Source organism: Frondihabitans peucedani, from assembly GCF_039537585.1.
Lineage (GTDB): Bacteria > Actinomycetota > Actinomycetes > Actinomycetales > Microbacteriaceae > Frondihabitans > Frondihabitans peucedani.
Map to the genome: position 1 here is coordinate 1 of NZ_BAABAU010000007.1, position 14,004 is coordinate 14,004.

At 71.3% G+C, this 14,004-nt stretch carries 12 protein-coding genes; 3 read left to right on the forward strand and 9 right to left on the reverse strand.

Annotation, left to right across the window (positions count from 1 at the left end; all coding sequences use genetic code 11):
• Positions 1 to 259 precede the first annotated feature (259 nt).
• The 7 genes from ABD733_RS16955 to ABD733_RS16985 all read right to left on the reverse strand — a co-directional run bounded on the left by ABD733_RS16955 (position 260) and on the right by ABD733_RS16985 (position 7,714).
• A complete protein-coding gene (locus ABD733_RS16955) occupies positions 260 to 955 on the reverse strand; it encodes a response regulator transcription factor (RefSeq protein ID WP_344798417.1) in 696 nt (231 codons plus the stop codon).
• A 4-nt stretch (positions 956 to 959) separates the two neighbouring features.
• Positions 960 to 2,348: a sensor histidine kinase gene (locus tag ABD733_RS16960; protein WP_344798419.1), complete on the reverse strand. Its 1,389-nt coding sequence runs from the start codon at positions 2,346 to 2,348 to the stop codon at positions 960 to 962.
• Positions 2,345 to 2,989 (reverse strand): DedA family protein, encoded by a 645-nt coding sequence (locus tag ABD733_RS16965; protein ID WP_344798421.1) that lies wholly within the window; start codon positions 2,987 to 2,989, stop codon positions 2,345 to 2,347. The genes ABD733_RS16960 and ABD733_RS16965 overlap by 4 nt, the downstream gene beginning before the upstream one ends.
• A 169-nt stretch (positions 2,990 to 3,158) precedes the next feature.
• Positions 3,159 to 4,013 carry an MIP/aquaporin family protein gene (locus ABD733_RS16970; protein ID WP_344798423.1) on the reverse strand — a complete coding sequence of 285 codons (855 nt, stop codon included), beginning with the start codon at positions 4,011 to 4,013 and terminating at the stop codon, positions 3,159 to 3,161.
• A gap of 8 nt (positions 4,014 to 4,021) precedes the next feature.
• Positions 4,022 to 5,536, reverse strand: coding sequence for a glycerol kinase GlpK (glpK, locus tag ABD733_RS16975; protein ID WP_344798425.1), 1,515 nt, complete (start codon positions 5,534 to 5,536; stop codon positions 4,022 to 4,024).
• A 274-nt stretch (positions 5,537 to 5,810) separates the two neighbouring features.
• Entirely contained in the window at positions 5,811 to 6,914 is a 1,104-nt protein-coding gene (locus ABD733_RS16980) for a Gfo/Idh/MocA family protein (protein WP_344798426.1), read from the reverse strand.
• On the reverse strand, positions 6,911 to 7,714 hold the full coding sequence (locus tag ABD733_RS16985; RefSeq protein ID WP_344798428.1) for a sugar phosphate isomerase/epimerase family protein: 804 nt from the start codon (positions 7,712 to 7,714) through the stop codon (positions 6,911 to 6,913). Before ABD733_RS16985 ends, ABD733_RS16980 begins: the two co-directional genes overlap by 4 nt.
• Before the next feature lie 273 nt (positions 7,715 to 7,987).
• Between ABD733_RS16985 and ABD733_RS16990 the strand changes: the two genes are divergently transcribed.
• On the forward strand, positions 7,988 to 8,410 hold the full coding sequence (locus ABD733_RS16990; RefSeq protein ID WP_344798430.1) for a hypothetical protein: 423 nt from the start codon (positions 7,988 to 7,990) through the stop codon (positions 8,408 to 8,410).
• Between the two features lie 10 nt (positions 8,411 to 8,420).
• Here the strand turns inward: ABD733_RS16990 and ABD733_RS16995 are convergent, their stop codons facing one another.
• Entirely contained in the window at positions 8,421 to 9,740 is a 1,320-nt protein-coding gene (locus ABD733_RS16995) for an NtaA/DmoA family FMN-dependent monooxygenase (RefSeq protein ID WP_344798432.1), read from the reverse strand.
• On the reverse strand, positions 9,737 to 10,858 hold the full coding sequence (locus ABD733_RS17000) for an LLM class flavin-dependent oxidoreductase (protein ID WP_344798434.1): 1,122 nt from the start codon (positions 10,856 to 10,858) through the stop codon (positions 9,737 to 9,739). The genes ABD733_RS16995 and ABD733_RS17000 overlap by 4 nt, the downstream gene beginning before the upstream one ends.
• 204 nt (positions 10,859 to 11,062) lie before the next feature.
• On the opposite strand from ABD733_RS17000, the gene ABD733_RS17005 reads away from it, so the two are divergent.
• Both ABD733_RS17005 and ABD733_RS17010 read left to right on the forward strand, forming a co-directional pair.
• A complete protein-coding gene (locus ABD733_RS17005; RefSeq protein WP_344798436.1) occupies positions 11,063 to 12,856 on the forward strand; it encodes an amino acid ABC transporter permease/ATP-binding protein in 1,794 nt (597 codons plus the stop codon).
• 42 nt (positions 12,857 to 12,898) lie between these two features.
• Positions 12,899 to 13,927: a transporter substrate-binding domain-containing protein gene (locus ABD733_RS17010; protein ID WP_344798438.1), complete on the forward strand. Its 1,029-nt coding sequence runs from the start codon at positions 12,899 to 12,901 to the stop codon at positions 13,925 to 13,927.
• Positions 13,928 to 14,004 lie beyond the last annotated feature (77 nt).

Consider the following 14,004-nt stretch of genomic DNA (forward strand, 5'->3'; position numbering starts at 1 on the left):
CACCGGCACCACCGTCCACGTCTCCGCCGACGCCGCGAAGCTGCTCGACAGCACCTTCAAGACCGACGCCGTCAAGGCCGGCCTCCTCGTCGGAACCGCCACCATCACCGCCCAGATCGCCCAGTAGTCAGCAGCACAGCGGTCCAGCAACGCAGTAGTCCAGCAACGCAGTAGTCCAGCAGCAGCACGCGCCCGTCCCGACCTCGTCGGGGCGGGCGTTCGTGCGTGCGGGGCACGGGCTCGACCCGGCCGGACGCCCTCAGGCGCCCTTCCGCAGCCAGGCCAGCACGGCCAGCACCCGCCGGTGCGCCGTCCCCGAGTCGTCGAGCCCGAGCTTCTGGAAGATCGACGTCGTGTGCTTCTCGACCGACGCCACCGCCAGGTGGAGGCCGGACGCGATGCCCTGGTTCGTCCGCCCCTCCGCCATGAGCGACAGCACCTCCACCTCCCGAGCCGTGAGCGTCGAGAGCGGGTCGTGCCGGCGGGCGAGCAGCTCGCGCACGATCTGCTCGTCGATCACGGTGCCTCCGGAGACGATCCGGTCGACCGCATCCTGCAGCTCGTCGAGCGACGACACCCGGTCTTTCAAGAGGTAGCCGACCCCGGACGCCCCGGTGTCGAGCAGGTCGGCGGCGTACTCGGCCTCCGCGTACTGGCTGAGCAGCAGGACACCGATCGCCGGATGAGCGGCCTTGATCGCGATCCCGGCCCGGACCCCCTCGTCGCGGAACGTCGGCGGCATCCTGATGTCCAGCACCACGAGGTCCGGTGCGGTCGGCGCCTCCGACCCGTCCGACCCGTCGGCGCCCGGCCCGTCGAGGCTCGCGACCAGCGACTCCGCGTCGCCGAACGTCGCGACGACCTCGTAGCCGGCCTCCTGGAAGAGCCGCGCGAGGCCCTCCCGCAGCAGCACGGAGTCGTCGGCGAGGGCGACGCGGGTGACGGCGGTGCTCATGGCCTCAGCGTACGGGCGCCCACTCGTCCGGCGCGCCGAGCGGCAGCGTGACCACGACGCGCGTCGGGCCCCCGCGGGGACTCTCGATCGTCATGGTCCCGCGGAGCCCTGCCACCCGGGCGCGGAGCCCGTCGAGCCCGTGCCCGCCGACCGGTGCGGCGCCGCCCGAGCCGTCGTCGGCCACCTCGAGCACGAGCGCCGGGCGGCGCCCGGGCAGGAGGTCCCGGCCGCTGTCCGCCTCGATCCTGAGCGACACCGAGGCGGCCGCCGCCCCGGAGTGCTTCGCGACGTTCGCGAGCAGCTCGGACACGATGAAGTACGCGCTCCGCTCGAGAGTCGCAGCGGCAGCCGAGTCGCCCGGCAGGTCGAGCGAGACGGTGGTCGGCACGGGGTTGCGGGCGGCGAGGGAGCGGATCGCGGAGGGGAGGCCGCGATCCTGCAGCAGCGGCGGAGCCATGCCGCGCGAGAGGTCGCGGAGCTCCTCGAGGGTGTCCTTCGTCAGCGCCAGCGCGTTCTCGAGGAGGGGCCGGAGCCGCTCGTCGTCGCCCGACACCGCCCGGAGCGAGCTCGAGAGGTCGAACTGCACCCGCAGGAGGCTCTGCTGCGGCCCGTCGTGGATGTCGCGCTCGAGGCGGCGGAGGGCGTCGTCCTCAGCCAGGATCGCGAGCCCTCGGGCCTCCTCGCTGTCGGCGATCTCCCGGCGCAGGATCGCGGACGCCCCCTCCCCCAGCATCGTCCGCGCCACGACCTCGTGCAGCAGCACCAGCCCGTGCACCACCAGCGGGAGCGTCAGGAGGAACACGCCGCCGACGACGCCGTAGTAGACGCTCTCGCCCGCGAAGAGCCCGTCGGGGGTCGTCTCGGGGCGGTAGCCCGGGATCCAGCCGAGCGACTCGACGTGCGTCCACGACTCCGTCCCGCCGTGCGAGACGGAGCGGCCCCAGAACCAGTAGGTCGGCCCGGCGAGCGCGACGGCGGTCCAGGCCAGGGCGATCGACCAGGTGACGCTCCCGACGACCAGCTCGATGACGGCGCCGTGGGCCCAGTAGCTCCAGGTGCGGCCGTCGGCGATCACGGCGAGGAGACGTCGCCAGAGCGTGCCTCCGGATCGCCGCGCGCCCCAGTCGGGTGTCTCGATGGCGGGGCGTCCTGCGGCCCGGAGGCGGGCGAGCTCGAACTCGCCGAGACGCCGGGAGAGGAGGAGCGTCCCGACGGTCGTCGGGAGGCCGATCCAGAGCACCGCGGTCCCGATGCCGAGTCCGAGGCCCGTCCAGAGCACCACCGAGAAGACGATCGTGACGGGGAGGAGCGCCAGGAGGAACCCGAGCTCCGGCAGCAGCAGGCGCCAGCGGCGGAGGTAGGCCCTGGCCGGGCGGAGGCGCGTCTCGGTCACAGGGCCATCATCCTTGCCCGGGCCGGCTCGACGGGGGCCTCGGGTTCGGCCACGCGGCGCGTCCTTCGGGCGATGCGGTCGACGAGGAGTCCGATGACGAGGGCGCCGGACGCGGCGACCACGGCTCCGAGCAGCGGCTGGTCGTGCAGCCACGCTCCGGCGAGCACCCCGATGACGACCGAGTACACCGCCCAGGCGACCGCCGAGATCCCGCTCAGGATCACGAAGCGGCGCCTCGGGAACGCGCTCGATCCTGCCAGCACGTTGACGGCCACCCGGCCGATCGGCACGAACCTGGCGGTCAGGATCAGCGAGGCCGGTCGCTTCAGCAGCGACCCCTGGACCCTCCCGAGCAGCTTGGCCGCTCGCGGCCCCCGCGTGAACCGGAAGCGGTCGAGGCCGAGCCTCCTGCCGATGGTGAAGGCGATGTTGTCGCCCACGAACGAGCCGGCCCCGGCCACGAGCAGCACGAGCCACGGGTCGGGCGCACCGGAGGCGAACCCGATGGAGGCGAGCGCGACGACGAGGGTCTCGCTCGGCACGGGCGGGAAGAACCCGTCGATCGCCACCAGGACGAAGAGTGCGAGCAGCACGAAGGGCGACGAGGCGCCGGCGACGATGATCTGGGTGAGTGCGTCCATGTCTCGACGGTACGGAGGGGCGCGGATCGGCACGACGGGGGTGCCCGCCGTCTTCGGGTAGGGCTACCCCTACCCGCGCCGGACCGAGAGAGAGCGGGTGCCCGCCGGAGCCGCAGGTCTTCTCAGACCCGCCGCGCCGTCAGGCACCCGCCCTCGTGGCGGTGCGGTGCTACTTCGACGGCACCGTGGTCGGCAGGGTGCGCGCGATCGTGGCCTGGTAGACCCCGCCGCCGACGAGACCGCCGACGAGCGGTCCGAGGATCGGCACCCAGAAGAACACGTTCCCGCGCTGGTCGAGCCAGGCGTCCTTGTATCCGACGATCCACTCCATCAGGCGGGGCGCGAAGTCGCGCGCCGGGTTGATGGCGTAGCCGTCGTTGGTGCCGAGGGCGAAGCCGATGCCGACGATGATCAGACCGACGGCGATCGCCGAGACCGCCGGCGTCGGGTTGGCCCCGAGCACGTCGGTGATCGCGAAGATCAGGAACACGAGCACAGCGGTGCCGAGCACCTGGTCCATGAACGCCTGCGGCAGGTGCACGTCGAGGGCGTTGTTGCCGTTGCCGGGCGACGTCGAGAAGATCCCCTGCGTCTTGAACGACAGGTTCGGGTCGAGCGCCTTGATGGAGTTCATGTAGTTCAGGAAGATCACCAGGGCGCCGACGAACCAGCCGACGAGCTGCGCCAGGATGTACGGCCCGACCTTCGCCCACGGGAAGCCCTTGTAGGTCGCGACGGCGAGCGTCACGGCCGGGTTCAGGTGGGCTCCCGAGATGGCGCCGGCCACGAAGATGCCGAAGGTGACACCGAGGCCCCACGACCACGAGATGCTGTCGTGACCACCGAGGGCTCCTGCACCGACGGTCACCTGCGCGACGACGCCGAAGCCGAAGATCGCGATGATGAACGAGCCCAGGGTCTCGGCGACGAGCTCGCCGAACGTGGTCGGCGTCGAGCCCTTGGGCGGGTCGGCCATGCCGGCCAGCTCGCTGGTCTGCTGCGAGGGCTTGCGGAGTGCGAACACCGACGCCATCAGAGCACGTCCCCGTCGACCCAGTCGAACGTCTTGGTGACGGCTTTCTTCCAGAGCCGCAGCTGGCGCTCGCGCTCGATCACGTCGAGGTTCGGCTCCCAGCGCTTCGACTCCTGCCAGTTGGCGCGGAGCTCGCCGAGGTCCGACCAGAAGCCGACGGCGAGGCCGGCAGCGTAGGCGGCGCCGAGCGCGGTGGTCTCGGCGACGACCGGGCGGACGACCGGGACGTTCAGGATGTCGGCCTGGAACTGCATCAGAGCGTCGTTGCCGGTCATGCCGCCGTCGACCTTGAGCTCGGTCAGCTCGACGCCGGAGTCGGCGTTGACGGCGTCCAGCACCTCGCGGGTCTGGAACGCGGTCGCCTCGAGGGCGGCGCGGGCGATGTGGCCCTTGTTGACGAAGCGGGTGAGGCCGACCAGAGCGCCGCGGGCGTCGGAGCGCCAGTACGGAGCGAAGAGGCCGGAGAAGGCAGGCACGAAGTAGACGCCGCCGTTGTCCTCGACCGTGGTGGCGAGCGTCTCGACCTCGGGGGCCGAGCCGATGATGCCGAGGTTGTCGCGGAGCCACTGGATGAGCGAGCCCGTGACGGCGATCGAGCCCTCGAGCGCGTAGTGCGGGGCCTTGTCGCCGAGCTTGTAGCCGACGGTGGTGAGGAGGCCGTTCTTCGAGTGGACGATCTCCTCGCCGGTGTTGAAGATCAGGAAGTTGCCGGTGCCGTAGGTGTTCTTCGACTCGCCCTGGTCGAACGCGGCCTGGCCGAAGGTCGCGGCCTGCTGGTCGCCCAGGATGCCGGCGATGGGCACCTCGCGGAGGAGCGAGTTGTCGGAGACGGTGCCGTACACCTCGGAGGACGACTTGATCTCGGGGAGCATCGAGGCCGGGACGCCGAAGACCTCCAGGATGTCGTCGCGCCAGGACAGCGTCTCGAGGTCCATGAACAGGGTGCGCGAGGCGTTCGTCACGTCGGTGACGTGGACGCCGCCGTTCACGCCGCCGGTGAGGTTCCAGAGGACCCAGCTGTCGGTGGTGCCGAACAGCAGGTCGCCGGCCTCGGCCTTCTCGCGGGCGCCCTCGACGTTCTCGAGGATCCAGACGATCTTCGTGCCCGAGAAGTAGGTGGCGAGCGGGAGGCCCACGACGGGCTTGAAGCGCTCGAGGCCGCCGTCGGCCGCGAGGCGGTCGACGATCGACTGGGTGCGGGTGTCCTGCCACACGATGGCGTTGTAGACCGGCTGCCCGGTGGTCTTGTCCCAGACGACCGCGGTCTCGCGCTGGTTCGTGATGCCTACGGCCTTGATGTCGTGGCGGGTCACGTTGGCCTTCGAGAGGGCCTGGCCGATGACCTCGCGCGTGTTGTTCCAGATCTCGATCGGGTCGTGCTCGACCCAGCCGGCGCGGGGGAAGATCTGCTTGTGCTCGAGCTGCCCGGTCGAGACGATCGAGCCGCTGTGATCGAAGATGATCGCTCGGGTCGAGGTCGTGCCCTGGTCGAGCGCGATGACGTAGTCGCTCACTGATTGAACTCCGTTGTTGTCAGGTGGTGCATCGCCGCCACTGCGACGATGCGTGGTCAGCGCGATCAGGATCGATCGGCCTCCTGGAATCTAGCGACCCCTGCACACCCTCTAGACGCATTTGAACGAACGTGCACGCGTCTCCCCGCAGAACATCCCCCGACAGGTGTCGTGCGCGCACGTTTGTTCACGAGGGCGTCCCCCGCCGGCACAGCGAACGCCCCCGGCCGCCCGCACGAGGGCGGGCGACCGGGAGCGTTCGAGGCAGGACGCGCTAGAGCGTCGCCGCGGCCGGGTCGAAGTCCGGCGACAGCGGCGTCGGCTTCTCGATGCGGCTGCTCACGCGCACGGTCTCCCCCGACTCGGCGGCGGCCGAGATGCCGAGCAGGACGTCGAGCACGTGCGACGCGATCGCACCGGTCGCGCGCTCGGGCACGCCGGCCCGGATCGAGCGGGCCAGGTCGACGACGCCGGTGCCGCGGCCCCAGGTCGAGCCCTCCGCCGCGAGGACGGTCGGCTCGGACTCGCCGAAGCGGTACAGCGTCGAGTCGCCCTCGAAGGTGTTCGGGTCGGGCAGGACGATCGTGCCCTCGGTGCCGTTGATCTCGACGAATCCCATGCGCGGCAGCGCCTGCTGGAACGAGAACGTCGACTGCGACGACTGCCCGCCCTCGAACGAGATGAGCGCCGCGTGGTGCGTCGGCACCTCGACCGGGAAGACCGTGCCGGCGCGGGGTCCGGAGCCGATCGTGCGGGTGTCGTGCGACTTCGACGACGTGGCCTGCACGTGCGAGGCCGAGCCGAACGCGTGCACGAGGGTCGTCACGTAGTACGGCCCCATGTCGAACAGCGGACCGGCGCCCTTGGCGAAGAGGAACTCCGGACCGGGGTGCCAGGACTCGGGGCCGGGCACCTGGAACAGCGTCGTCGCGGTGAGCGGCTCGCCGATGTCGCCGCGGGCGATGGCCCGGAGCGCGCTCTGGATTCCGGCGCCGAGCACCGTGTCGGGCGCGCACGAGACACGCAGCCCGGCGGCCGCGGCGTCGGCCAGGAGCGAGGCGGCGTCGTCGGCCTGCAGGGCCAGCGGCTTCTCGCTCCAGACGTTCTTGCCGGCGGCGACGACCTGGCGGCCGACCTCCGCGTGCACGGCCGGGATGGTGAGGTTGACGACGATCTCGACCTCGTCCATCGCGAGCAGCTGCTCGACCGTGCCGAAGCCGGCGATGCCGTACTTGGTCGCCTGGGCCTCGGCGGCCGCGAGGTTGATGTCGGCGATGAACAGGACCTCGACGTCGTGGAACTTCGTCAGGTTGTCGAGGTACTGCGTGGAGATGTTCCCTGCGCCGATGAAGCCGACGCCGACTCTGCCGGTGCTCACTTGTCGTTCTCCTTCAGCCAGGCCAGCGAGGTCGCGATGCCCTCGAAGACGTCGCCCTCGTAGCCGTCGAACTCGACGACGCGGAGCGCCTGGGGAGCGGCCCGCAGGATGCCGGCGACGTCGACGTCGCCGCTGCCCGCGGGGAGCTGCAGCTTGAACGCCGCCATGAGCTCCTCGGGCACCTCGAGAGCGCTCTCGGACGAGGGCAGGATGTTCGCGATGTCGCCCTGGACCCTCCCGTCCTTCACGTGGATGAACTGCACCCGGTCACCGAGCTCGGTGAGGAGGGCGACGGTGTCGGCGCCGCCGACGGTCGACCAGAAGGTGTCGAGCTCGAGGACGACCTCGGGGTCGAGGGCCTCGACGAACAGGTGGTAGATCGACCGGCCGTCGACCTTGTTGCCGAACTCCCACTGGTGGTTGTGGTACCCGAAGCGCAGGCCTGCGGCCTTCGCCTGGACGGCGAGCTCGTTGACGCGCTCCGCGATCCTCGCGGCGTCGTCGGCGGTCTGCCAGCGGTCGGACGGGATGAACGGGTCGATGACCGTCTCGATGCCGAGGGTGTTCGCGGCGTCGAAGATCGGAGCGGCGTCGGCGGCGTCGATCACGGCGGCGTGACCCGACGGCGCCTTGAGGCCGCTGGCGGCGAGTGCGCGGGCGTAGGCGTCGGCCTGCTCGACGAACGCGTACGGTTCGACGTTCGTGAAGCCGATCTCGGCCACGCGCGCCACGGCACCGGAGAGATCGGCAGCGATCGCATCCCTCACCGTGTAGAGCTGAACGGATGTCTCTGTTGCCATGGTGACTCCTGGATCATGTGCCTGAGCGGCTCGGAGCGGGAGCGTCGTCGACCCGGGCAGGACTTCTGTTGATGGACAGTCGAAAGTCGCGTTACAGGCGACAAAACCAACCCTAGCCCTCGGCGGCTCCGGCGCGCAAAGGTTCTGCGCGCGGTGTGCGGTGCGACGCGCGGTCGCCCGGCGCCCGTGATCCTGAGCACGAAGTAGGGCACTTGTGCCTCTGTCGACCTCGCACGCGCGCGATTAGCGTCGGGGGTGGGGAGAGGCAGGCGAATGAGCGACGTGGTGGTGCACGGGGTCCGGAGCAGCGAGGGCCGGAGCGAGGGCTCGCGAGGGGCGTCCGCGAGCGCCGACCCGGTCGGGCGCTTCGTCGACGCGTCGACCCTGCTGCTGGCATACGGCTGCCCGCGAGAGCTCCTGCGCAGGATGACGACGGCGCGCGTCCTCCTGGCGCTCCCGACCCCCGCAGGCTCCGTCGGCTACCCCGAGTTCCAGTTCGACTCCGACGGCGAGCCTCTGCCCGGCCTCGACGTCGTGCTCGGCGCGCTCGACCCCGTCGGTGCGCACGCCTGGCGCGATGCCGTCTGGCTGGTCACGCCGAGCGACGCGCTCTCCGGCTCCACGCCCGCTGCTGTCCTCCGCGCGGGTCGCGTCGACGACGTCCTCGCGGCTGTCGGCTCCGGCATCGCGGCCTGACCGCGACACGTCAGACGGCAGCGCCGTCCCGGGCGAGCGAGGTCGCGCCCTCGACGAGCGGCGGCAGATCGAGCGTGTCGCGCAGGATCGCGCCCTCGTCGTACGCGGTCCGGTAGCTCCCGCGATCCTGCAGCTCCGGCACGACCCTCGCGACGAACTCGTCGAGACCGTGCGGGTTCGTCGCGCCGACGATGACGAAGCCGTCGGTGGCCCGATCCTGCACCGCGCGGTCGATCTCGTCGGCGATCTGCGAGGCGGTGCCGACGAGGCTGTGCCGACCGGACAGGGCGATGACGAGCTCGCGGATGCTGAGCCCCTCCGCGTCGGCCCGCTCCCGCCAGGCTCGCGCCGTCACGGCAGGATCGTCGTGTCGCACGCGACCCCGGGTGACGGTCGCGTCGACGACGGGCTCGACGTCGGGGAGGGGGCCGTCCGGGTCGTACTCGGACAGGTCCCGGCCCCAGATCTGCTCGACGAACGCGATCGCCGTCTGCGGGCTCACCTGAGCGAGAGCGGTCTCACGGGCCTTCTCCTCGGCATCTCTCGGGCTGTCGCCGACGACGAAGGTGGCCGCGGGCAGGATCTTCAGCGAGTCCTCGTCGCGCCCCCATCCTGCGAGCCGGCCCTTGACGTCGTCGTAGAAGGCCTTGGCCGCGCCGAACTCGCTGTGGCGGGAGAAGATCACCTCGGCGTGCTGCGCGGCGAAGCTGCGGCCGTCGGCGGAGTCGCCGGCCTGCACCACGACGGGGTGCCGCTGCGGGCTGACCGGCACCGGGAAGGTCCCCTCGACGTCGAAGTGCTTGCCGTGGTGCGACACCGGGCGGTCGGTGCCGGCGTTCCAGAGCTCCTTGGCGACGGTGACGAACTCGGCCGCGCGCTCGTAGCGCTCGGCGAAGTCGAGGAAGCCGCCGCGCCGGAAGTTGGCGCCGTGGAACGCGTCCGACGAGGTGACGACGTTCCACCCGGCGCGCCCGCCGCTCAGGTGGTCGAGCGACGCCAGCTGCTTCGCCAGCTCGAACGGCTCGTTGAAGGTGGCGCTCAGCGTCCCAACGAGTCCGATGTCGCGCGTGATGCCCGCGAGGGCGCTCAGGATCGACAGCGTGGCGGGTCGACCCGCGACGTCGAGGTCGTGCAGGCGCCCCTTGTGCTCGCGGAGCCGCAGCCCCTCGGCCAGGAACAGGTAGTCGAACAGGCCGCGCTCCGCGTTCGCCGCGAAGTGCTCGAACGACGAGAAGTCGATCTGGCTGCCCGCGTCGGGCGCGCTCCAGACGGTCGTGTTGTTGACGCCCGGGATGTGGGCGGCCAGGTGGATCCGGCGCTTCGCGGTCATGCGAGCACTCCTCTCGAATCGGAGAAGCGGTTCTCGGAACGGGGCAGTCGGAGGCGCGAGCGAAGCGACGTCGGCGCGTCGGCCGGCTGATGGTGACCCGCTGCGGCCAGGAGCGGGAGCAGGTCGCGCTCGATGCGGCCGAGGTCGTCGGGCAGGCGCGCGGGGTGGAGCCGGACCCCGTCGTAGCCGAGGTCGTGCAGCGAGCCGATCGCCTGCGCGACGGCGTCGGCGGTCGCCGCGACGACCCGGATCTCGGCCGACAGGGGTGCGCCGGCGTGCTCGTCGAGGCGCTCGAGGGCCGACGTGGCCGCACCTGCGGTGTCCTCGAGCAGCACCGCGAGATCGGTGAAGACGCGGAGAGGCTCGCCGACGCGGGCCACGCGTCTCTCTGTGTCGCGGATCTCGCGCAGGATCGAGAGCGCGCCCGCAACGTCCTGCGCACTCACGAACACGACGTCCGCGTGGCGGGCCGCCGCCTCGAGCTCGGCGGGGGTGCGGACCTCGATCGCCACGGGCAGCTGCCCCTGCGGCGAGCGCGGCACGATCGAGGCGCCCTCGACGCTGAAGAACCTGCCGTGGAACCGCGCCGGATGGATGCGGTCGCGATCGAGGTAGCGGCCGGTGGCGACGTCGCGGATGACGGCGTCGTCCTCCCAGCTGTCCCAGAGGAGGCGGCTGAGGACGACGGCGTCCTCCAGCTCGTCGAGGAGGTCGGCGTCGGTGAGGGCCAAGGCGTCGCGGCGGCCGAAGAGCGGCGCCTCGGCTCGGGCGTCGCCGGTGGAGACGAGCCAGCCGGCGCGGCCGCGGCTCACGTGGTCGAGCGTCTGCAGCCCCGTCGCGACGTGGAACGGCTCGGTGTGCGCCGTCATGACCGCGGGCACGAGGCCGATCCGCGTGGTCGCGGGGGCGATCGCTGAGGCGATCAGGAGGGCGTCGAGGTGCGCGCCACCCCGCAGCAGGAAGGAGTCGTCGAGCGTCACGAGGTCGATGCCCGCCGTCTCGGCCCCTCCGATCAGCCCGCGCCAGGTGCGGAGGGAGCCCGGGGCCGCGAGAGGCGCGGAACCGGGGTGCCGCCCTCCGGCGGCGAGGGCCGCAGCGACGAGCAGGTGGTGGCTCACGGGGTCGCTCCGGTCGTCGGGCTCGGGCTCGGTGTGGTGTCAGCAGGTGGTCGCACCCGGGCCACGCTAGGCGCCGGGGCGACGGCGCGCGAACCCGTGACGCCGGCCGTGTCACAGGGTGAAAGAAGTCGTCACACATCTGCGCCGCCGCGGCCGAGACGGCAGGCTCCACGGCAACCACTTCCGATGCCGAGGAGACCGACGGTGACGAACATCCTGAGAACGCGATCCGCCGAGCGGGCAGATCCCGCCGGTGCCGGCGGCGCGCCGACCGCGACCGTGCCGGGCGGCGCCCTCGCTCCCGAGGCGGCGCCCCCCGAGGACGCCGTGCTCGCGGGGCGCTCCGTGCATCGGCGCGTGCACCCCGCCCGCTGGATCCTGACCGCGGTCGTCCTGCTGCTCGTACTGAACGCCGGACAGACGCTCTTCACCAACCCCGCCTGGGAATGGCCGAAGGTCGGCACCTGGATCGTCAGCCCGCCCGTGCTCAAGGGGCTCCGGCTGACACTCCTCGCGACCGCCATCAGTGCCGTCGTGAGTCTCGCCGGCGGCATCCTGGTCGCGGTCGCCCGCCTGTCGAGGAACCCAGTGCTCTCGTCCCTGAGCTGGGTGTACGTCTGGGTGTTCCGGTCGCTGCCGCTGATCCTGGTGCTGATCTTCCTGTACAACCTGGGCAGCCTCTACCCGACCGTCGGCATCGGCGTCCCGTTCGGACCGCAGTTCCAGGTGAGGACGGTGTCGGTGCTGTCCGACCTCACCCTCGGCGTCGTCGGGCTCAGCCTCGCGCAGATCGCGTACACGTCGGAGGTCGTCCGCGCCGGGCTCCTGTCGGTCGACGCCGGGCAGCTCGAGGCGGCGAAGTCGCTCGGAATCCCGCGGGGGCGCCGGTTCCGGAGGATCCTGCTCCCCCAGGCGCTCCGCTCGATCGTGCCCGCGTTCGTCAACCAGATCGTCGGGCTGCTGCAGGCGTCGTCGCTGCTGTTCTACGTGTCGCTCCTCGACCTCTTCGGCGTCGTGCAGAACCTCGGCAGCACCTACCCGACCGACATCATCCCGCTGCTGGTCGTCGCGTCGATCTGGTACCTCGTCTTCACGAGCGTCATCGGCATCGCGCAGTTCTACATCGAGCGCTTCTACGCCCGGGGCGCCGCCCGGGAGGTGCCGCTGACGCCGTTCCAGCGGGTGCGCCGGGCGTTCCGGGTCGCGGCCTCTGGAGGGCGTCCGATGAGCGCCGCACTCGAGATCCGGGGCGCGTCGAAGTCGTTCGGCGACAGGCCCGTCCTGCGCGGGATCGACCTCGACGTCGAGCGCGGGAGCGTCACCGTGATCCTGGGCCCGTCCGGCTCCGGCAAGTCGACACTCCTCCGCGCGATCAACCACCTGGAGCCCCTCGACGAGGGCTCGGTACGGGTCGGCGGCGAGCTGGTCGGGGTGCGGGTGCGGCACCACCCGCGGCGCGGGGACCAGCTGGTCGAGCTGCCGGAGCGCGAGATCCTGCGCCAGCGCTCCCGGATCGGATTCGTGTTCCAGGCGTTCAACCTGTTCCCGCACCTGACGATCCTCGAGAACGTCACGGAGGCGCCCCTGTCGCTCGGCCGCGATGCTGCCGAGACGACGCAGAAGGCGAGGGCCCTCCTCGAGCGCGTCGGGCTCGCCGAGAAGGCCTCCGCCTACCCCCGGCAGCTCTCGGGCGGGCAGCAGCAGCGGGTGGCCATCGCCCGCGCGCTCGTCCTGGAGCCCGAGGTCGTCCTCTTCGACGAGCCGACCTCGGCGCTCGACCCCGAGCTCGTGGGCGAGGTCCTGAAGGTCATCGCCGGCCTCGCCGGGTCGGGCACCACCCTCGTCGTCGTCACGCACGAGATCGGCTTCGCCCGCGAGGTCGCCGACCGCGTCGTGTTCATCGACGAGGGCGTGATCCTCGAGCAGGGCACCCCGGCCGAGGTGCTCGACGCGCCGACGCACCCCCGCACGCGCGAGTTCCTCGGCCGCGTCCTCTGAGCCCCTCCCCAGCACCCACAGCCCCCCTTCCCTAGGAGAACCATGCCCAGAATCACCATCCGTCCCCTCCGCCGCGCAGGCACGGCACTCGTGGCCCTCGGCCTCGTCGGAGTCCTCGCCGGCTGCGCGGGAGCCTCCGCCACCGGAGCCGACGCCGACACCGGCGCGAAGGCAGGATCGACCTCGGTCACGGTCGCGAAGGCCACCAACGGGGCCGGCACCGAGACGACCGTCACCGTCCCGACAGTCGACTCGATCCGCGCCGAGCTGCCCGCCTCCGTGAAGAGCTCCGGCACCCTCACGATCGGCGTCGGCAACCTGCCAGCGGGCTTCCCGCCCCTGTCGTTCCTCGGGACCGACCAGGAGACGCAGACCGGCTCGGAGCCCGACCTCGGCCGCCTGGTGGCCGCAGTCCTCGGCCTGAAGCCCGAGGTGAAGGCGGCGACGTGGGACAACCTGTTCGTCGGCATCGACACCGGCGCGACCGACGTCGGCCTGTCGAACATTACCGACACCGAACAGCGCAAGGAGAAGTACGACTTCGCCTCCTACCGGGAGGACAATCTGGCGTTCGCCGTGAAGAGGTCGAGCACGTGGGAGTTCGACGGCGACTACGAGAACCTGGCCGGCAAGACGGTCGCCGTCAGCTCCGGGACCAACCAGGAGAAGCTGCTGCTGACCTGGCAGAAGAAGCTCGAGGCCGCCGGGAAGAAGCTGACCGTCAAGTACTACCCCGACACGAACTCGACCTACCTCGCGTTGAACTCGGGCAGGATCGACGCGCTCTTCGGACCCAACCCCGGCATCGCGTACCAGAACGCCCAGAGTGCGAAGTCGGCGAATCCGACCCGGACGGCAGGCACCTTCTCGGGCGCAGGAGAGTCTCTGCAGGGCCTCATCGCCGCCACCACCAAAAAGGGCAACGGCCTCGTGAAACCGCTCGCCGACGCGATCGACTACCTCATCGAGCACGGCCAGTACGAGAAGCTGCTGAAGGCGTACCACCTGTCGAACGAGGCCGTGACGAAGTCCGAGATCAACCCTCCCGGCCTGCCGCTCGACAACCAGTAGCCTGCGCCGCGCAACGTCTCGCGGACTGCGCACCCTGCCGCGGCGGGGTGCGGGGTCCGCGAGACGTTGCGCGGCGG